The sequence below is a fragment of the Brachybacterium sp. B718/18 genome, assembly GCF_055454375.1.
The window spans coordinates 95,810-113,903 of sequence record NZ_JBVDDO010000005.1; the positions used below are offsets into that span (position 1 = coordinate 95,810).

Genomic DNA, 18,094 nt, shown 5'->3' on the forward strand with positions numbered 1-18,094 from the left:
GGGGCGCCGTCCTCGTCGGCTCAGGTCAGCTCACTTCTTGCCCTGGTTGGCGACGGCCTCGGCGGCGGCCTTCGCGGCGACCGGGTCGAGGTAGCGGCCGCCCTTCTCGACGGGCTGGAAGTCCTCGTCCAGCTCGTACACGAGCGGCTGGCCGGTGGGGATGTTCAGGCCCGAGATCTCCTCGTCGGAGATGCCGTCGAGGTACTTCACGAGCGCGCGCAGCGAGTTGCCGTGGGCGGCGATCAGCACGGTCTTGCCCGCGATCAGATCGGGCTTGATGCCCTCCTCCCAGTAGGGGAGGAAGCGCTCGACGACGTCCTTGAGGCACTCGGACTTCGGCAGCTGGTCGCCGAGGTTCGCGTACTGCGGATCCTGGTCCTGGGAGAACTCGGAGCCGAACTCGATCTCCGGCGGCGGGGTGTCGTAGGAGCGGCGCCAGGCCATGAACTGCTCCTCGCCGTACTTCTCGCGGATCTCGGTCTTGTCCAGGCCCTGCAGCGCCCCGTAATGGCGCTCGTTGAGGCGCCAGTCGCGGCGCACCGGGATCCAGTGGCGGTCGGCGGCGTCGAGCGCGAGGTTCGCGGTCATGATCGCGCGGCGCTGCAGGGAGGTGTGCACGACATCGGGGAGGATTCCGGCCTCCTTCAGCAGGCGGCCTCCGCCGGCGGCCTCCTCGCGGCCCTTCTCGGTGAGGGCCACGTCGACCCATCCGGTGAAGAGGTTCTTGGCGTTCCAGTCGCTCTCGCCGTGGCGGAGCAGCACGAGTGTGTAGGTCATGTCGCCCAGCGTACGTCAGGCCTCGAGGAGGATCGTCACCGGTCCGTCCCCCGTCAGACCCACCCGCATGTGGGCCCCGAAGCGGCCGGTCGCGACCGTGATCCCGCGCTCGCGGAGGGCATCTGCGACCTGCTCGACGAGGGGCTCGGCGACCGTGCCGGGGGCGGCGCCGTTCCAGGAGGGGCGGCGGCCCTTGCGCACGTCGGCGTAGAGCGTGAACTGCGAGACGACGAGTACGGAGGCCCCGGCGTCGAGCACCGAGCGCTCGCCCGAGAGGATCCGCAGCTCGGCGATCTTCCGGGCGATCAGGGCGACCTGCTCGGGCCCGTCGTCGTGGGTCACGCCGACGAGGGCGAGCAGGCCCTCGCCGGTGATCTCGCCGACCACCTCGCCGTCGACCTCGACCCGGGCCCCGTCGACCCGCTGCAGCACCGCGCGCACGTCAGCGGGGCAGGATCGAGCCGATGCGACGCTCCTGCGTGGGGGCGTCGTCGTCGGCGTCCGAGGGGCCGGCGGGGTCCAGGGCGGCCGACGGCACCGGACCGGCGGACGGCACGGGACCGGCGGACGGCACGGGACCGGCCGACAGCGCGGGGGCGGAGTGCCGAGGCGGCGCGGAGACCTCCGGCCCGGCCGAGCGCGGCGCGGCCGATGGGACCGGTGCGGACTGGGTGGCGGACGGGACGGGTGCGGACTGGGTGGCGCACGGGACGGGTGCGGACTGCACGGCAGGCGCGGACGGCGTCGCGGGAACCGGAGCCGGAACCGGAGCCGAGGGAGCGGACCGCGCGAGGCGGGCCGTCTCGGCGGAGCGCGCGGCCGAGACCCACTCCTCGGCGACGCGCACGATCGCCTCGGTCGCCGCCTCCCACGCGGCCTCCTGCTGCCGATGCGGACCGGTGGCCAGCGACAGCACCACGCCGGCCGAGCGCAGCGCGAGCTCGGTGGGATCCACGCGATCGGCGAAGACGGTGTGCCAGGTGCGGATCGCGAGCTCGACCCGCTCCTGCATCGCACGGTCGATCCGTCCCGCATTGCCGTAGTCGGCGAGGACGCTGAGATGGGCCAGGAGGCAGGCGAGGTCGTCCGCACGGCGGCCCGGGCCGACGGTGTCGATGTCGAGCACCCCCACCACGCGACCGTCCTGCACGAACACCTGCGCCTCGTAGAAGTCGCCGTGCACCACGTCGTGCGGGCGCATGTCCATGCGCTGCTCGAGGGCAGAGAGGCCGTCGCGGATCGTGCGCACGAGGGCATCGAGGCGCGGCCCGAGCGAGGGCAGCGAGGAGGCGACGATCCCGGCGTAGAACTCGACCGAGTCCGTCCACGGCGGGCGCAGCGGCAACGGGTACATCGAGGCCGGCAGCCGGTCCAGCAGGGCGACCAGGTCCTCGGCGCGGCAGGCGTCCACGCCCTCGTCGATCACGGCCCGGGCGAGTGGGCGCCCGGGAAGCTCCTCGAGCACCACCAGACCGTCGTGGTGGGCGATCACCTTCGGCACGGGGACCCCGGCGGCCAGCAGCCGCTCGTGCCGATCCACGATCTCGCCGCTGCGATGGGGCTGCATCACCTTCAGGAAGACCGCATGACCTCCCTGCGCGGCGCGCAGCACGGCGCGGCGACCGGGCCGGTAGGAGACGACGTCGATGACGATCGGGGCGGCCGGGTCCGGGCCGAGGGTCACGCCGAGCCCGGCGAGGGTCCGACCGACCACATCGGGGTAGCAGACCTGCGGCAGCATCGGCAGCCACGGGTCGTGGGGATAGCGCCACACCCGGACGTTGATGTCGCCGTCGGTCATCACCAGGGTCTGCTCAGCGACGTAGAGGTCCCTCTCGCGCTCGCCAATGTGGGCGCTCGCTCCGAAGAGCTCCTCGCGGGCAGGGGCCTGCGGGCCGTCGAGCTCGGGCCACGACACCATGGTGCGGTAGAGGGCCTTGGTGCTGCGACCGGGTCGGTGATCGACATGGTCGAGCTGCCAGCTGTGCAGCACCCCGCCGGAGTTCCCGACGGCGGAGCGGAGCAGCCCTCCTGCTCCGGGCCCGGTGAGGAGCTCCGAGCCGTCCTGCGTTCGTGACATAGGTCTTTTCTGTTCGGTCCGAGGGATCGTCAGGCGACGGCGCCTACGATGCGTGCATGGCTGATCGTACCGACAACCTCACCGGCACCAACCTCCTGGGGATCCCCGAGACCCGGCTCCCCGACGACTTCGTGGATGTCGAGGTCGCCGCCGAGCTCGAGGACGCAGAGCCGCGCGACGTCGCCGCCCGGCACCCCGAATCCCCGCTGGCCTGGGCGACCCTGGCCGAGGAGGCGCTCGCCGACGGCGAGGACGTCCAGGCGTACGCCTACGCCCGCACCGGCTACCACCGCGGACTCGATGCGCTGCGTCGGGCGGGCTGGCGCGGCCAGGGCCCGATCCCCGCCTCCCACGCCCCCAACCGGGGCTTCCTCCGCGCCCTGGTGATGCTGGGCGAGGCCTCGTCCCGCATCGGCGACACCGTCGAGGCCGATCGGATCGCCGACTTCGTCCGCGAGGCGGACCCGACCCTGCTCCGTTGAGCCCAGCCTCTGCTTGGTAGGATCGCCGAGGTCCTGCACCCGCACCCCACCCCTCGCCCCAGGAGTCGCCATGCCCGCCGTCGTGATCGTCGGAGCCCAGTGGGGCGACGAGGGGAAGGGCAAGGCGACCGACCTGCTCGGAGAACGCGTCGACTACGTCGTCAAGCCCAACGGCGGCAACAACGCCGGGCACACCGTGGTCGTCGCGGGGGAGAAGTTCGAGCTCAAGCTCCTTCCCGCAGGCATCCTGTCCCCGCAGGTCACCCCGGTGATCGGCAACGGCGTGGTGGTCAACCTGGAGGCGCTCTTCGAGGAGATCGGAGTGCTCGAGGCGCGTGGCGTGGACACCTCCCGCCTGCGCATCAGCGCCAATGCGCACATCGTCGCCCCCTATCACCAGACCCTCGACAAGGTGACCGAGCGCTTCCTCGGCAAGCGCGCGATCGGCACCACCGGCCGCGGCATCGGGCCCGCCTACATCGACAAGGTGGGCCGCCTCGGGATCCGCGTCCAGGACCTCTTCGACGCGTCGATCCTGCGCCAGAAGGTCGAGGGCGCCCTGCGGCAGAAGAACGAGCTGCTGGTGAAGCTCTACAACCGGCGCGCCGTCGAGGTCGACGAGGTCGTCGACGGGCTGCTGTCCTATGCGGAGCGCCTGCGCCCGATGGTGGTGGACACCACCGTGCTGCTCGGCGATGCCCTCGACCGCGGCGAGGTGGTCCTGATGGAGGGCGGCCAGGCCACCTTCCTGGATGTCGACCACGGCACCTATCCCTTCGTGACCAGCTCCAACCCGACCGCCGGCGGCGCCGTGACCGGCACCGGCATCGGCCCCACCCGGATCGACCGGGTGATCGGCATCGTCAAGGCGTACACCACCCGTGTGGGTGCCGGTCCGTTCCCCACCGAGCTCGAGGACAAGTGGGGCGAGTACCTGCAGAAGACCGGCGGCGAGGTGGGCGTGAACACCGGCCGTCCCCGCCGCTGCGGCTGGTACGACGCCCTGATGATCCGCCACGCGGTGCGCATCAACGGCTTCACCGACATCGTGCTCACCAAGCTCGACGTGCTCACCGGGATCGACGAGGTCCCGATCTGCACCGGCTACGACGTGGACGGCGTGATCCACCGCGAGATGCCGATGACCCAGACCGAGTTCCACCATGCGGTGCCCGTCTACGAGACCCTGCCCGGCTGGAGCGAGGACCTCTCCGAGGCGCGGACCTTCGAGGACCTGCCCGAGAACGCACAGAACTACGTGCGCCGCCTCGAGGAGCTCGCCGGCTGCCGCATCAGCGCGATCGGCGTCGGCCCCGACCGGGCGGACACCATCGCGGTCCACGACCTGCTGCCGTGAGCCCCCGCCGCACCGATCCCGGGACCGGGCGGGCGGCGCTGCGGGCCTGGGCCCTCGACCCCGGCGCCGCGCCGCGCACCGTGCTCGCCCCGGCCGTCCGCTCGACCCTGGAGGACCTCGCCGAGGAGTACCCCGGCGGGGCCGTCGAGGTGCGCGTCCCGCCTTTCGCCGCGGTGCAGGCGATCGCTGGCACCCGGCACACCCGAGGCACCCCGCCCGCGGTCGTGGAGACCGACGCGCAGACCTGGTTGGGTCTCGCGACCGGTTCCGTGACCTGGGCGGACGCGGTCGCCGACGGCCGCGTCCGCGCGAGCGGGGAGCGCAGCGACCTCTCCGAGATGCTGCCGCTGCCCGGGGCACGCCGCGCCGTCCGCACCCCGGAGGAGTCATGAGCATCGCCGTAGAGATCGCGGTCCAGGACCTGGCCGGGCTCGAGACCGCCGCAGCGGCCGGAGCGGACCGCGTCGAGCTGTGCGCCGACCTCGACCGCGGCGGGGTCACCCCGCCGCCCGAGCTGGTCCGCTCCTGCGTCGAGCGGGCCGCCGCCCTGGTCTCGGCCCGGGACGCGAAGCCCCACTTCGACGTGCACGTGCTGATCCGCTGCCGCGCCGGGGAGGGTGACTTCCTGGAGCGCCCCGCGGAGTTCGTCTACTCCGACGAGGAGATCGAGCTCATGACCGAGCAGGCCGCCGAGGCCGTCGCCGCGGGCGCCGCGGGCGTCGTGATCGGCGCGCTGACCCCGGAGGGCGCCCTCGACGTCCCCGGCCTCGAGACGATCCGCGACGGGGCGCTGCGCGCCGCCCAGTCCGCCGCCCGCGGCGTGACCCTCACCTGCCACCGGGCCGTCGACGTCCTGCCGGACGCCGCAGCGCGCGCGGAGGCGGTCACCACGCTGCTCGGCCTCGGCATCCACCGGGTGCTGAGCTCCGGCGGCGCGGCGCGCGCCCTCGACGGCGCGGCGGACCTCGCGCTCATGGTCGAGGCCGCCGAGGACCTGCTCGAGATCTGCGCCGGGGGAGGGGTGCGTCCCGCGGACGTCGTCCCCCTCGTGCGCGCCACCGGCGTCGGCTCCGTGCACCTCTCCGCACGCACCGCCGGCTCCTCCACCACCGATCCGGCCGTGGCGACCGCCGCGGTCGAGGCCGCAGGAGTGCTGTGAACACCCAGGACGACCCCACCGCGCAGGACCCGCAGACCACCGCGGGAACAACGACGCCGCAGACCGCGCCCGCCGAGAGGGAGGCCCCGGACACCGCGACCCCGGAGGCCGCGCCCGCCGGGCGGCCGACGTCGCCCGACGGTGCCGAGCCGACGGACGCGACGGAGACCGGCACCGCGGTGTTCGTGCGCCGCGGACGCACCCCCGCCCTCGGGCTGTGGGTCGCGATCTGCCTCGCGGTGCCCGCCGTCGGCGCGCTCCTGGCCTCGCCGTTCCTCGGACTGCCGGACCTGCCCTCGGTCCTGAACCTGATCCTGCTGGCGATCATGTTCGTCGGCGTCCCGCTCGCCGCGATCGCCGCGCTGATCGATGCGCTCCGCCACCGGGGCCCGCGGACGCCGAGATCCTGAACCGCGCCCCTGTGTCAGAATGTGCCGGTGGCACGCGGCGACGGAAATCTCTCCCATGACCTGCTCCCCGGGGAGAAGGGGCCGCAGGACTCCTGCGGTGTCTTCGGCGTCTTCGCCCCCGGCGAGGACGTCTCGAAGCTGACCTACTACGGGCTGTACGCGCTGCAGCACCGGGGGCAGGAGTCGGCGGGCATCGCGACCTCCGACGGCTCGCAGATCCTGGTCTACAAGGACATGGGCCTGGTCTCGCAGGTCTTCGACGAGGCCTCGCTCGAGACGCTGCAGGGCCACATCGCGATCGGGCACACGCGCTACTCGACCACCGGCGGCTCCGTGTGGTCCAACGCCCAGCCCACCCTCGGCCCGCGGCCCGTGGGCACCGTCGCGCTCGCCCACAACGGGAACCTCGTCAACACCGACGAGCTGCTCGAGCTGGTCAACGAGCGGCACGGCGAGCAGCGCCGCGGCGAGATAGCCCGCGGCAACACCACCGACACCGCCCTGGTGACCGCCCTGCTGAACACCGAGGGTCCTCTCGAGGACGCGCTGCGCGAGGTCCTGCCGCGGCTGCGGGGCGCCTACTGCTTCACCGTCATGGACGAGACCACGCTCTACGCCGCCCGCGACCCGCAGGGGATCCGCCCGTTGGTCCTCGGACGGCTCGAGCGCGGCTGGGTGGTCGCTTCCGAGACCGCGGCGCTGGACATCTGCGGCGCGAGTTTCGTGCGCGAAGTCGCCCCCGGCGAGATGATCGTCATCGATGAGCGGGGACTGCGCAGCGAGCAGGTGCTGCCGGCCCAGCCCAAGGGCTGCGTCTTCGAGTACGTGTACCTCGCCCGGCCCGACACCCGCATCGCGGGCCGCAGCGTCAACGAGTCCCGGGCCGAGATGGGCCGGCGCCTCGCCCGCGAACATCCCGTCGACGCGGACCTGGTGATCCCGACCCCCGAGTCCGGCACCCCCGCGGCGATCGGCTACGCCCAGGAGGCGGGCATCCCCTACGGCCAGGGGATGGTGAAGAACGCCTATGTCGGCCGCACCTTCATCCAGCCCAGCCAGACGATCCGCCAGCTCGGCATCCGGCTCAAGCTCAACCCGCTCAAGGAGGTCATCGCCGGCAAACGCCTGGTGGTGATCGACGACTCGATCGTGCGCGGCAACACCCAGCGGGCCGTGGTGCGGATGCTGCGGGAGGCCGGAGCCGCGGAGGTCCACGTGCGGATCTCCTCGCCGCCCGTGCGCTGGCCCTGCTTCTACGGCATCGACTTCGCCTCGCGGGCCGAGCTCATCGCCAACGGCCTGGACACCGCGGAGATCGCCCGCTCCATCGGCGCCGACTCCCTCGGCTACATCTCCGAGGAGGGGATGATCGCCGCCACCGGACAGGAGCGCGAGTCCCTGTGCACGGCCTGCTTCTCCGGGTCCTACCCGGTCGCCCTGCCCGATCCGGTCGCCTCGGCCCAGGGCATCCTCGTCGGGAAGGACGCATGAACATCACCCAGCCCACCGAGCCCGGTCCGGCGCTCACCTACGCCGCCGCCGGCGTCGACACCGCCGCGGGCGACCGCGCCGTCGAGCTGATGAAGTCCGCGGTCTCCGCGACGCACGGACCGCAGGTCCTCGGGGGGATCGGCGCCTTCGCCGGGCTCGTCGACGTCAGCGCGCTCAAGGAGTACCGCCGCCCCCTGCTGGCGTCTTCGACCGACGGCGTGGGCACCAAGATCGCGATCGCCCGCGCCCTCGACGTGCACGACACCATCGGTCGGGACCTCGTGGGCATGGTGGTCGACGACATCGTGGTGGTCGGCGCGGAGCCGCTCGCCATGACCGACTACATCGCCTGCGGCGCCGTGGTCCCCGAGCGGATCGCGGACATCGTGCGCGGCATCGCCGAGGGCTGCCAGCTGGCCGGTTGCGCCCTCGTCGGCGGCGAGACCGCGGAGCACCCCGGCCTGATGGCGCCCGAGGACTACGACGTGGCCGGCGCGGCCGTCGGCGTGGTCGACGCCGAGGACCTCCTCGGGCCCGAGCGGGTCCGAGCGGGCGACGTCGTGATCGGGATGGACGCCTCGGGACTGCACTCGAACGGCTACTCCCTGGTGCGCGCCGTCGTGGCGGCGCATGGCCTCGACCTCGCCGCGCACGTCGAGGACCTCGGCCGGACCCTCGGGGAGGAGCTGCTGGAGCCCACCCGGATCTACGCCGCCGACGTCCTCGCCGTGCTGCGCGCGGAGAGCACCCGCGGAGCGGTCCACGCGCTCAGCCATGTCACCGGCGGCGGCCTCGCCGCGAACCTCGCCCGGGTGATGCCCGTCGGCCTCGGGGCCCGGCTGGATCGCGCGAGCTGGACCCCCGGCGCCATCTTCTCCCAGGTCGCCGCGTGGGGATCGGTCCCACAGACGGACCTCGAGGGCACCCTCAACATGGGACTCGGGATGGTGGCCGTGGTCGCCCCCGAGCAGGCCGACGCGGTGCTCGCCCTCCTCGCCGAGCGCGGGCTCGGCGCCCGGGCGATCGGTGAGGTGCTGGCGGCGGACGGCCTGGGCGCCCCCTCCCGGGAGCTCGAGCGCATCGTGACCGGCGCCAAGGGCGTCGAGGGCGGTTCGGTGCAGCTCGTCGGCCAGCACCCCGGCTGGGTCTGACCGGACCGACCGGGGCCGTCAGCGGAGACGACCTGAGACGATGCGAGGGCCGACCCGATGGGTCGGCCCTCGACAGTCGTCACGGTGCCGGCGATCGCCGGACAGCCTCAGCGGCGATGGGCGGAGGGGGCGTCCTCCTCGGCCCACTCATCGCTGTCCTCGGTCCACTCGTCGCTCTCGGCGGGGGTGGTGGACTCGCCGCGCTGGGACTGAAGCTCGCGCTGCAGGGCGGTGAGATCCGTCGGGGGGCTGTAGTACTTGAGGTCCCGTGCCACCTTCGTGTGCTTGGCTTTCTGTCGGCCGCGACCCATGGATCTGACCCCCTGTGCGTCTGCTGCCCGGGTGTTCTGATCGACCCGGAAGATGGCATTGATTCGGAACCCAAGAGTACATGGCGGTACCAGGATCCGGCGAACCCCCGCGGCCCCGGAGTGCTGGAGATCCCTTGTGACTCGTCGTGAAAGGGATTGCGTGCCGTCTTCCGGTGAACGGTACCCTGGACTCCATGAGCCGCCGTACCCCGGGCGGTACTCTCCCCATCCATCTGCCACGCAGGAGGGCCCGAGACATGTCGAACGGAACCACGGAGCGCGACGACGCTCCGGAGGAGCTGCTCACTCCTGCCGAGGTCGCGAAGATGTTCCACGTCGACCCGAAGACGGTCACCCGTTGGGCCCAGGCCGGGAAGCTCTCCTACATGCGCACCCTCGGTGGGCACCGCCGCTACCACCGCCACGAGGTGGTGGACATGCTGCGCTCCACCTCCCGCACCGAGTGATCCCGGATCGGGTCCTCGGCGCCGGATACACGCGCCGAGAGCTCGACCTCGCCCCCGATGACGAGGGCCCTGTCGTCGCGGTGCTGGTGCACCGCGAGCGCGAGGGAGCGGACCAGCTCCCCCCGATCCTGCTCCTGCACGGCTGGTCCGACTACGTCTTCGACCGGGAGCTGATGGAGCACCTCGGCTCCCGCGGCCTCGATGTCTGGGGCCTGGACCTGCGCAAGCACGGCCGCGCCCTGCTGGAGGGCCAGACCGCGACCGAGGTCGACCATCTCAGCCGCTACGACGAGGAGATCGACCGCGCGCTGCGGATCATCGGCCGCGACCGCCCGCCGATCCTGCTGGCCCACTCCACCGGGGGGCTCACCGCCGCTCTGTGGGCGCAGCGCCGCCCCGGCACCGTCCGGGCCCTCGCCCTGAACTCTCCCTGGCTCGAGATGCACCTCGGACCGGCCACGCGGCTCCTCGCGGAGGCCCCCGTGCGGGCGCTCGCGGGGCGACTGCGCCGCCGGCCGATCCTGCCCGTCGGCGCCTCGCACTACGCCCGCACCACGCACCGCGAGCACGGCGGTCTGTACGACTACGACCTCGTGATGAAGCCGCCGGGAGGCCACCCGTTCCCCGCCGCGACCCTCGCCGCCGTGCTCGACGGGCAGCACCGACTGCGCGCCGCCGGGCCCCTGGCCCTCCCGATCCTGGTCCTGCACTCGCGGCGCACCCGCATCGCGCGCCGCTTCTCCGAGCCGATGCGCCGCGCCGACACCGTGCTCGACGTCCGCTCCCTCGCGGCCGCCGCACGCCGCCTCGGGCCGCGGGTGCGCATCGAGCCGGTCGACGGGGCCCGGCACGACGTCTTCCTCTCCGACGCGGACGCCCGCGCCCGTGCCCTGCGCATCCTGGACGACTGGCTGGACCACCTCCCGCTACGATGAGCGCGACCCCGGCGGTGAGGAGGGACGGGATGCCCGCACCAGTGCGTGATCTGCGCTCCCAGGCGCAGAAGATGCGTCGGGCGGCGGACCGCCTCACCCTGCTCCGCCTGCGCCTGGCGAACTCCCTCGGAGAGCTCTCCCGCTCGGAGGACGCCCCGACCCGGCGCTTCGGCGAGGACCTGCTGGACCGCTGGACCGGGCAGGAGTACGCGGAGCTGGGGCGCCTCAGCAGCGGCCTGCGCGGCGCGGCGGGCCGGCTCGAGCGGGCCGCCCTCGCCGAGGAGCGGGTCAGCGGCCGACGCCTCGGCGGCTACGCGGGGGCGGGCTTCCTGGGCCGCGGCGACGACGCGCACCGGCACGTGGACGAGGTGGCCGAGTTCATCGGCACCCGGGAGGGAGCGAGCATCGGCGGCTATCCGCTCGCGACCGAGTCCGCGGCGGTGCTCCCCGCCCATCCCTCGCACACGCTCGGGATCGACACCCCGGACTACGACGAGCGGGACGGGGACGACGAGGGCTGAGCAGGCCCCGAGGAGCGGGCCATCGCGGCCGCGATCGCGATCCCGCCGCCGACCAGCGGCACCACGAGGGTCACGATGGCCAGCAGCAGCATCGCCGCGGCGGCGTCCGCCGCGACCACCCCGAGCCCGACGAGCGCCGCCGCGCCGACGGTCTCGGTGATCCCCGCCCCGCCCGGCGTCAGCGGGACGAGTGCGAGCACGCGGCCGAGGGCGAAGAGGGCGATGGTCAGCAGCAGCGGCACCTCCACGCCGGCGGCACGCAGGGCGAGGAGCAGTGCCGTCCACTGCGCGATACGTGCGGCGAGCGTGGGCAGGGCGAGGGCGAGGGGCCGCCGCCGCAGCAGGTCCACGAGGGCGTCCCGCTGGGCGAGGACGCCCTCGGTGGGGATCGCGTCACCCAGCTGGGCGAGGCGCTCGAGCACCGCCGCGAGCACTCTGCGGCGCAGGCCGAGGCCGGTCAGGGCCAGGGCGAGGACGCTCCCCGCCACGGCGAGGACCGCCGCCCAGATCCCGCCCGGCAGGGGCAGCGCCGTCGCCGAGAGGGCGTAGGCGCCGAGACCCAGCAGGGGGACGAGGATCGAGGAGACCACGAGGTCCACGAGGGAGGCGGCGAGGATCCCCGTGAGGATCGCGCCGACGGCGACTCCGGTCCGGCGCAGCAGCCAGCCCAGCAGCCCGAGGCCCAGGACGGTCCCCCCGGGGAGGGCGAGACCGAGTCCGGTCGCCGCGGCATGCGCCGGCACGACCGCCCCCAGCCGGGACCCGGCCACGGCCGTGCGCACGGTGACGGCCTCGAGCACGAGCGCCGCGGCGCCCAGGACGAGCATCGCCGGCAGCGCCCAGGCGGGCATCGTGGTGAGGGCCTCGAGGATCAGCGGCCAGGTGGCGCCGGTCGCCCAGGGCAGCGCCCAGGCCAGCATCGCGAGCACCAGCAGCACGGACAGCGCGGCCGCGACCGCACGGGCGGGGGAGACCCGGGGAGGGGTCGGGGTCTCGAACTCCTCGGCGAGCTCCGCGAGGAAGGGAGCCGGGGTCTCGGGAGCAGGGTCGTCGGCCGCGGACATGCGGCGATTCTCGCACGGTCCGGAGCGGGTCCTCCCAGGTGGCGGACCGTAATCTGGACGCATGTCGATCCTCCTCTCCGTCCTCGTCGCCCTCCATCTGATCTGCTGGGCCGTCGGCCTCGGCACCTGGGTCGCGGCCGCCCGCACCCGCACCCCGAACCCGGGCATGGCCCACGCGATCGCCGGGGCCCTGGTGCTCGGGATCATCCTCGCCGCGCTGGTCTCCGTGCTCGGCGACCCGAACCACCTCAAGCTCGGCATCAAGCTCCTGGTCGGGATCGCCGCCGCCGTCCTGGCCTACATCGCGAACCGCCGCCGCGAGCAGACCCCGTCGGCCGTGTGGTTCAGCATCCCGCTGGCGATCATCGTCAACGTGTTCGTCGCCGTGCTCGTCTGACCCTCGCTCTATCCTGAGGTCCTCATGAATTCCCTCTTCGACGATCTCTCCCTGCCCGACGCCTTCCGCCGCCTGGACGGCGTGGAGGTCGCGCCCCCGTCCGGCGGTGGAGCGCCTGCCGTCGGGGCGGAGCCGCCGCTCGACGAGGAGATCCCGCCCCACGAGGAGGAGGCGCCCCCGGAGGAGGACGCTCCGCCGGAGGAGGACGAGCCCCCATACGCTGAGCTGCCCCCGTCGCCCGTGCTCGCCCCGGCGCTCGCGCGCGCCGCAGCGCCCGCCGGGGACCTCGCGGGCCTCGTCGACGATCTCAACCCCGCCCAGCGCGAGGCGGTCGAGCACCGGGGGAGCCCGCTGCTGATCGTCGCGGGCGCCGGCTCGGGCAAGACCCGCGTGCTCACCCGGCGCATCGCCCACCTGCTGCGCACCCGCGAAGCGCTGCCGGGGGAGATCCTCGCGATCACCTTCACGAACAAGGCGGCCGCCGAGATGCGCGAGCGGGTCGAGGAGCTCGTCGGCCCGATCGCCCGCAGCATGTGGGTCTCGACCTTCCACAGCGCCTGCGTGCGGATCCTGCGGCGCGACGCCGCGGCCGCGGGCCTGAAGAGCTCCTTCACGATCTACGACAGCGCGGATTCCCTCCGGCTGATCACCACGATCGCCAAGGACCTCGAGCTCGACACCAAGAAGCACGCCCCGCGGATGATCGCCTCGCGGATCTCGTCGCTGAAGAACGACCTCGTGGACCCGATCGACTTCGCGGACCGCGCCGAGCTCTCGAAGGACGGCTTCGACCAGACCCTCTCGCGGATCTACACGAACTACACCGAGCGCCTGCGCCAGGCGAACGCCGTCGACTTCGACGACCTGATCGGGCTGACGGTCACGCTGCTGCGCGAGAACCCCGCGATCCGCGAGGGCTACCGGCGTCGCTTCCGCCACCTCATGGTCGACGAGTACCAGGACACCAACACGGCCCAGTACCAGCTGGTGCGCGAACTGGTCGGCGACGACCCGCACGCCTCCCTCACCGTGGTGGGCGACTCCGACCAGTCGATCTACGCCTTCCGCGGCGCGACCATCCGCAACATCATCGAGTTCGAGCAGGACTTCCCGTCCGCGCGCACGATCGTGCTGGAGCAGAACTACCGCTCGACGCAGAACATCCTCAGCGCCGCCAACGCGCTGATCTCCGGCAACCAGGGCCGCCGCGAGAAGAATCTGTGGACCGACCAGGGCTCGGGCGAGAAGATCACGCTCTACGTCGCGGACGACGAGCAGTCGGAGGCCCGCTACATCGGTCGGCAGATCGACGCGCTCGTCGACGACGGCCGCACCGCCGGGGACGTGGCGATCTTCTACCGCGCCAACGCCCAGTCCCGCGCGCTCGAGGACCAGCTGATCCGCGTGGGCCTGCCCTACCGGGTGGTCGGCGGCACCCGCTTCTACGAGCGCCGCGAGATCAAGGACGCCGTCGCCTACCTGCAGGTGCTGGGCAACCCGGCCGACGAGATCAACCTCCGCCGCATCCTCAACGTCCCCAAGCGCGGCATCGGGGACCGGGCCGAGGCCGCGATCGCGATGCTCGCCGAGCGGGAGCGGATCGGCTTCGGCGAGGCGCTGCGCCGCGCCGAGGAGGCCCCCGGGATCGCGACCCGCTCGCTGAACGCCGTGCGGGTGTTCGTAGCGATGCTCGAGGACCTCCAGGCCCAGGCTGAGCGGGGCGACGGCCCCGCCGAGCTGCTCGAGGCCGTGTTGACCCGCTCCGGCTACTACGCCGAGCTGCAGGGCAGCGACGACCCCCAGGACGAGTCGCGCCTGGAGAACCTCGCCGAACTGCTCTCCGTCGCCGCCGAGTTCGAGGCCCAGGTCGAGGCGGAGGCGGCGATCGCGAGCGAGCTCGAGGAGGAGGACGGCATCTCTGCAGACCCCGCCGCCTCGCTGCTGGACCGCTTCCTGGAGAAGGTCTCGCTGGTCGCCGATGCAGACCAGCTGCCCGGTGCCGAGGACCAGTTCGTCACCCTCATGACCCTGCACACCGCGAAGGGCCTCGAGTTCCCGGTGGTGTTCCTGACCGGCATGGAAGACGGCACCTTCCCGCACAACCGCACCCTCTCGGATCCCGATGAGCTCGAGGAGGAGCGGCGCCTCGCCTACGTGGGCATCACCCGGGCGCGCGAGAAGCTGTACCTGACCCGGGCGCAGATGCGCGCCACCTGGGGACAAGCGCAGTTCATGCCCGCCAGCCGCTTCCTCGACGAGGTGCCTGAGGAGACCCTCGACGTGGCCCGCGCCGGCTCGACCCTGAGCGGCGCCGGTTACTCCTCCGGCGGCTACGGCGGGTCCTCCTCCGGCGGCTACGGCGGGGGTGGCCGACGGGGCCCCTCGTTCAGCGGCGGGATCGGCGGCGGTCGCTCCGATGTGAAGCGGCCGAGCCTCGGGTCGGGGCGCAAGCCCACCCCGGCCGCCTCGCTGCCGCAGCTCGCGCCGGGGGACCGGGTCACCCACGACTCCTTCGGGATGGGCACGGTGACGGAGGTCGCCGGTCAGGGCGACAAGACCCAGGTCGAAGTGCAGTTCAAGGCCCCGCACGGCACCAAGCGCCTGCTGCTGCGCTACGCGCCGATCACCAAGCTCTGAGCCCCCTCGCGCCGCCCGGCCCGCGGCTCAGGCGGTGACGCGGATCAGCGCCCGCGCCCCGCGCTCCATCTCCACGAAGGAGTGGTTCACGGCGGTGTAGGTGCCCGGCTCGTCGAAGACCAGCTCCACGAAACCGCCCTGAGCGGCGGCGAGGTCGAGCGCCTGCGCCCCGCCGCCGCTGCCGTCCTCGGGGCGCAGCAGGTAGGCGCCCTCCTTGAAGACGGTGTCGAAAACGCCGCCCACCACGTGGAAGGAGATCCCGCGCGAAGGGCCCGCGGCGAGCACCCAGAGTCGCACCCGCTCACCCACCCGGGCCTCGAGCGGGGCATGGACGTACTGGGTGGCGTGGCCGTTGAACACGGTGAGGTCGGGCTTCTCGGCGGCGATCTTCGCGGGGCTGACCGGCAGGGCGCCCTCGTGCATCGCCGACTCGGAGCCCGCTGCGCCGGCCGGGACGAGATAGTGCTCCGACTGGACCAGCACGTACTCGCGGTCGGCGGCGGCGAGCTCCGGCGGCGGGACCACGAGCGCCCCGATCATCCCGGCGGCGAGGTGCACCGACATCGGCATGGTGGAGCAGTGGTAGAGCCAGATCCCGGCATGGTCGGTGGTGATCGAGTACTCGAGCCGCTCGCCCGGCGGGATCGTCCGCATCACCGGATCAGGCGCGACGCGACCGGCGTGCAGGTCGAGGGAGTGCCCCATCGACCCGTTGTTGACGAGGTCGACGGTGAGCCGGGCTCCGAGCTCGGAGCGCAGCACGGGCCCGACGACGGTGCCGTCGTACGTCATCGCGTCCAGGGTGACCCCGGGAGCGATCTCGGCGGCGACCTCGGTGACCTCGAGCGTGAGCCGCTGCGGAGTGACCGGGGGCGCGGGGAGACGCGCATCGCGCGTCGTGTAGCCCGATCCGGGCGCGGCGGTCATGTCGGCGGGCACGCGGGCCAGCTCGTCGGCACCGGAGCCGGTGCCGTGGGCCGCATCGCCCTCGGTCGCTCCCGGAGACGCACCGGTCGCGACGACGGTGAGGGTCATGCCCATCGCGCGGTGGCCGACGATCGAGCACCAGCCCTCCAGATCGTGGGTGACCACCCCGCCGTCGAGGACGGTCGACGCGCCCGGCTGCAGGCGGCCGGACGAGGCGCCGGTGGCGAGGACGAGGTCGTGCACGTCGTGGGGGTCGTCGTTGCTCAGTTCGATCACCAGGGTGTTCCCGACGGGGACGTCGAGCCGGTCGGGAACGAAGCGCATCTCGGCCATCGACACCGCGATCGTGGTCGTCTCCCCGGTGGGCGACACCGCCGTGGTGGTTCCGACGCCCGCACCCGCCGAGGACGGGAGGGAGCCCTGGGCACGGTCGAGGGAACCGCCGAGCGCGGTGGCCCCGAGCACCGAGCCGAGGCCCAGCAGCGCCCCGGTGAGCGCGCGTCGCTCCAGGCGGGGAGTGAGCTGCTCGACGGCGGGAGCGGGGGGATGCGACGTCGGGGACTCCAAGGACACGGGCACGGCGCCACGGTGGCGCCGGTTCTCCCGGACGGCGAGCACCATCAGCACCACGAACGCCAGCAGCATCGCGAGGCCGAGCAGGGAGAGGATCACGCGGGAGAGCGAGCCGAAGCCCGAGACCTCCGCCGTGCCGAGCGTGAGCGCGGAGAACAGCGCCCCGGACCCGGCGGTGCCCGCCTCGGCGAGCACGAACAGGGCGACGACCAGGTTGTAGGCGACCACGCGCAGCACGGCTCCGCGGCTCATCACGGCGAGACCCGCCGACGTCGCCCGGGGACCGCCGCCCAGGGTCACCGGCAGCAGATGGCTCATCGCACCGAACAGCACCTGCAGCAGGAAGCCGGCGACGAACGGGACGGTGAGCTGCTGGACGTCGGCGGCGACGAGCGACGTCACCATCTGCGCATCGGCCGACCGCCACCACATCATCAGCAGTCCCGTCGTCGCGACGACGAACCAGCCCATCCCGGCGGCGATCGACAGGATCGGGAACAGCGCCGGCGGCACCCGGTGATCCTGGCGCGCACCCTGCACGGCGACCCGCACCAGGGTCATCGCGACGGCCGCGAACGAGCCGAGATAGCCGAGGAGCGCGGCGCAGCCGATCAGGGTCGAGCCCGTCAGCGCCCCGGCGACCGCGAGAAGGACCGCGAGCAGCATCCCCAGCAGCCCGCCCGAGGCGCGCTGCGCCGCGTCGACCGGGAGGCGCGTGCGCAGCACGGTCGGCCACAGCGTCAGCAGCGTCCCCGTGACCGTGAGCCCCACGAAGCCCAGTACGTTCACGACCTGATGGGCGAGCAGCAGCCGGCCCTGCCAGGGCTCGCCCGGGCTGAAGGCCATCACCGCGCCGAGCACGGCACCGACGGGCAGCAGGCACGCCGCTGCGACGTAGGTGCGGACCGTGGCGGCGAAGCGAGGGGCCAGGGCCGCCTGGATCTGGGCCCCGAGCGCCGCGGCGTACCAGAGCAGCGCCGCGGAGACGGCCAGCGCGCCGAAGACCACGAGCCACGGCCACTCCGGCAGCATCCCCGCGATCGTCAGCATCACGCCGACGGTCAGCAGGCGCAGCCGGGCGAGCTGCCTGCCCCGCGTCTCCTCGGCCAGACGGGTCTTCAGCAGCGCCTCCGCGACGTGCTGCCCCCAGATCATGATCGACGTGGTGATCAGCCCCAGCGTGACCATGTGGACCATCAGCCAGCGCGCCTGCGGCACCCACTGGTGCCCGATCACCACGAGGACGAGGGCGAGCATCCACAGGAGCACGGGGCGGGAGGCGCGGCGATGCCAGGCGCCGCGCCCGGCGGCGGGACCTGCGGGACGACGGGGAGCGGCGGGGGAGGACGGCACGG

Annotated in this window: 18 protein-coding genes; 12 read left to right on the forward strand and 6 right to left on the reverse strand. The window is 73.2% G+C overall.

Annotated elements, in window-relative coordinates; genetic code table 11:
• Nucleotides 1-30 precede the first annotated feature (30 nt).
• From ACZCAH_RS09595 to ACZCAH_RS09605, 3 genes are read right to left on the reverse strand one after another with little or no spacing between them, the layout of a single operon-like run.
• The gene (locus ACZCAH_RS09595; RefSeq protein ID WP_464340863.1) at nt 31-777 is read right to left on the reverse strand and encodes a phosphoglyceromutase; all 747 of its coding nucleotides are present in this window, start codon (nt 775-777) and stop codon (nt 31-33) included.
• Between the two features lie 15 nt (nt 778-792).
• On the reverse strand, nt 793-1,218 hold the full coding sequence (gene dtd / locus ACZCAH_RS09600; RefSeq protein ID WP_464340864.1) for a D-aminoacyl-tRNA deacylase: 426 nt from the start codon (nt 1,216-1,218) through the stop codon (nt 793-795).
• A gap of 1 nt (nt 1,219) precedes the next feature.
• Nucleotides 1,220-2,857: a phosphotransferase gene (locus tag ACZCAH_RS09605; protein ID WP_464340865.1), complete on the reverse strand. Its 1,638-nt coding sequence runs from the start codon at nt 2,855-2,857 to the stop codon at nt 1,220-1,222.
• A 56-nt stretch (nt 2,858-2,913) separates the two neighbouring features.
• Here ACZCAH_RS09605 and ACZCAH_RS09610 point away from each other — a divergent pair, with 56 nt between their 5' ends.
• From ACZCAH_RS09610 to purM, 7 genes are all read left to right on the forward strand, one after another.
• Entirely contained in the window at nt 2,914-3,339 is a 426-nt protein-coding gene (locus ACZCAH_RS09610) for a DUF3151 domain-containing protein (protein WP_464340866.1), read from the forward strand.
• A gap of 70 nt (nt 3,340-3,409) precedes the next feature.
• The gene (locus ACZCAH_RS09615) at nt 3,410-4,696 is read left to right on the forward strand and encodes an adenylosuccinate synthase (RefSeq protein WP_464340867.1); all 1,287 of its coding nucleotides are present in this window, start codon (nt 3,410-3,412) and stop codon (nt 4,694-4,696) included.
• Entirely contained in the window at nt 4,693-5,088 is a 396-nt protein-coding gene (locus ACZCAH_RS09620) for a sterol carrier family protein (protein ID WP_464340868.1), read from the forward strand. Before ACZCAH_RS09615 ends, ACZCAH_RS09620 begins: the two co-directional genes overlap by 4 nt.
• Complete coding sequence (locus ACZCAH_RS09625) at nt 5,085-5,855, forward strand: copper homeostasis protein CutC (RefSeq protein WP_464340869.1); 771 nt, start codon at nt 5,085-5,087, stop codon at nt 5,853-5,855. The genes ACZCAH_RS09620 and ACZCAH_RS09625 overlap by 4 nt, the downstream gene beginning before the upstream one ends.
• Nucleotides 5,852-6,265 (forward strand): hypothetical protein, encoded by a 414-nt coding sequence (locus ACZCAH_RS09630; RefSeq protein WP_464340870.1) that lies wholly within the window; start codon nt 5,852-5,854, stop codon nt 6,263-6,265. Before ACZCAH_RS09625 ends, ACZCAH_RS09630 begins: the two co-directional genes overlap by 4 nt.
• A gap of 27 nt (nt 6,266-6,292) precedes the next feature.
• The gene (gene purF / locus ACZCAH_RS09635) at nt 6,293-7,756 is read left to right on the forward strand and encodes an amidophosphoribosyltransferase (RefSeq protein ID WP_464340871.1); all 1,464 of its coding nucleotides are present in this window, start codon (nt 6,293-6,295) and stop codon (nt 7,754-7,756) included.
• Complete coding sequence (gene purM, locus ACZCAH_RS09640) at nt 7,753-8,907, forward strand: phosphoribosylformylglycinamidine cyclo-ligase (protein ID WP_464340872.1); 1,155 nt, start codon at nt 7,753-7,755, stop codon at nt 8,905-8,907. Before purF ends, purM begins: the two co-directional genes overlap by 4 nt.
• Nucleotides 8,908-9,014: 107 nt before the next feature.
• Here the strand turns inward: purM and ACZCAH_RS09645 are convergent, their stop codons facing one another.
• Nucleotides 9,015-9,218 carry a DUF3073 domain-containing protein gene (locus ACZCAH_RS09645; protein ID WP_464340873.1) on the reverse strand — a complete coding sequence of 68 codons (204 nt, stop codon included), beginning with the start codon at nt 9,216-9,218 and terminating at the stop codon, nt 9,015-9,017.
• 257 nt (nt 9,219-9,475) lie between these two features.
• On the opposite strand from ACZCAH_RS09645, the gene ACZCAH_RS09650 reads away from it, so the two are divergent.
• The 3 genes from ACZCAH_RS09650 to ACZCAH_RS09660 are packed head-to-tail and all read left to right on the forward strand — an operon-like array spanning nt 9,476 to nt 11,141.
• The gene (locus ACZCAH_RS09650; RefSeq protein WP_329747230.1) at nt 9,476-9,685 is read left to right on the forward strand and encodes a BldC family transcriptional regulator; all 210 of its coding nucleotides are present in this window, start codon (nt 9,476-9,478) and stop codon (nt 9,683-9,685) included.
• Nucleotides 9,682-10,620 carry an alpha/beta hydrolase gene (locus ACZCAH_RS09655; RefSeq protein ID WP_464340874.1) on the forward strand — a complete coding sequence of 313 codons (939 nt, stop codon included), beginning with the start codon at nt 9,682-9,684 and terminating at the stop codon, nt 10,618-10,620. Before ACZCAH_RS09650 ends, ACZCAH_RS09655 begins: the two co-directional genes overlap by 4 nt.
• A 29-nt stretch (nt 10,621-10,649) precedes the next feature.
• Complete coding sequence (locus ACZCAH_RS09660; RefSeq protein WP_464340875.1) at nt 10,650-11,141, forward strand: hypothetical protein; 492 nt, start codon at nt 10,650-10,652, stop codon at nt 11,139-11,141.
• On the opposite strand, the gene ACZCAH_RS09665 is transcribed toward ACZCAH_RS09660, so the two are convergent.
• A complete protein-coding gene (locus ACZCAH_RS09665; protein WP_464340876.1) occupies nt 11,108-12,205 on the reverse strand; it encodes a lysylphosphatidylglycerol synthase domain-containing protein in 1,098 nt (365 codons plus the stop codon). The genes ACZCAH_RS09660 and ACZCAH_RS09665 overlap by 34 nt on opposite strands.
• Before the next feature lie 61 nt (nt 12,206-12,266).
• On the opposite strand from ACZCAH_RS09665, the gene ACZCAH_RS09670 reads away from it, so the two are divergent.
• Together ACZCAH_RS09670 and pcrA are read left to right on the forward strand one after the other, a co-directional pair.
• Nucleotides 12,267-12,602, forward strand: coding sequence for a hypothetical protein (locus ACZCAH_RS09670; protein ID WP_464340877.1), 336 nt, complete (start codon nt 12,267-12,269; stop codon nt 12,600-12,602).
• A gap of 24 nt (nt 12,603-12,626) precedes the next feature.
• Nucleotides 12,627-15,239 carry a DNA helicase PcrA gene (pcrA, locus tag ACZCAH_RS09675; protein ID WP_464340878.1) on the forward strand — a complete coding sequence of 871 codons (2,613 nt, stop codon included), beginning with the start codon at nt 12,627-12,629 and terminating at the stop codon, nt 15,237-15,239.
• A 27-nt stretch (nt 15,240-15,266) separates the two neighbouring features.
• On the opposite strand, the gene ACZCAH_RS09680 is transcribed toward pcrA, so the two are convergent.
• On the reverse strand, nt 15,267-18,092 hold the full coding sequence (locus ACZCAH_RS09680) for a multicopper oxidase domain-containing protein (protein WP_464340879.1): 2,826 nt from the start codon (nt 18,090-18,092) through the stop codon (nt 15,267-15,269).
• Between the last annotated feature and the right edge of the window lie 2 nt (nt 18,093-18,094).

Coding starts and splice junctions, on each gene's coding strand:
- ACZCAH_RS09615 (WP_464340867.1), top strand. CDS start 3,410: ATGCCCGCCGTCGTGATCGTCGGAGCCCAGTGGGGCGACGAGGGGAAG.
- ACZCAH_RS09670 (WP_464340877.1), top strand. CDS start 12,267: ATGTCGATCCTCCTCTCCGTCCTCGTCGCCCTCCATCTGATCTGCTGG.
- purM (WP_464340872.1), top strand. CDS start 7,753: ATGAACATCACCCAGCCCACCGAGCCCGGTCCGGCGCTCACCTACGCC.
- ACZCAH_RS09625 (WP_464340869.1), top strand. CDS start 5,085: ATGAGCATCGCCGTAGAGATCGCGGTCCAGGACCTGGCCGGGCTCGAG.
- ACZCAH_RS09605 (WP_464340865.1), bottom strand. CDS start 2,857: ATGTCACGAACGCAGGACGGCTCGGAGCTCCTCACCGGGCCCGGAGCA.
- ACZCAH_RS09595 (WP_464340863.1), bottom strand. CDS start 777: ATGACCTACACACTCGTGCTGCTCCGCCACGGCGAGAGCGACTGGAAC.
- ACZCAH_RS09660 (WP_464340875.1), top strand. CDS start 10,650: ATGCCCGCACCAGTGCGTGATCTGCGCTCCCAGGCGCAGAAGATGCGT.
- ACZCAH_RS09650 (WP_329747230.1), top strand. CDS start 9,476: ATGTCGAACGGAACCACGGAGCGCGACGACGCTCCGGAGGAGCTGCTC.
- ACZCAH_RS09645 (WP_464340873.1), bottom strand. CDS start 9,218: ATGGGTCGCGGCCGACAGAAAGCCAAGCACACGAAGGTGGCACGGGAC.
- ACZCAH_RS09665 (WP_464340876.1), bottom strand. CDS start 12,205: ATGTCCGCGGCCGACGACCCTGCTCCCGAGACCCCGGCTCCCTTCCTC.
- ACZCAH_RS09610 (WP_464340866.1), top strand. CDS start 2,914: ATGGCTGATCGTACCGACAACCTCACCGGCACCAACCTCCTGGGGATC.
- pcrA (WP_464340878.1), top strand. CDS start 12,627: ATGAATTCCCTCTTCGACGATCTCTCCCTGCCCGACGCCTTCCGCCGC.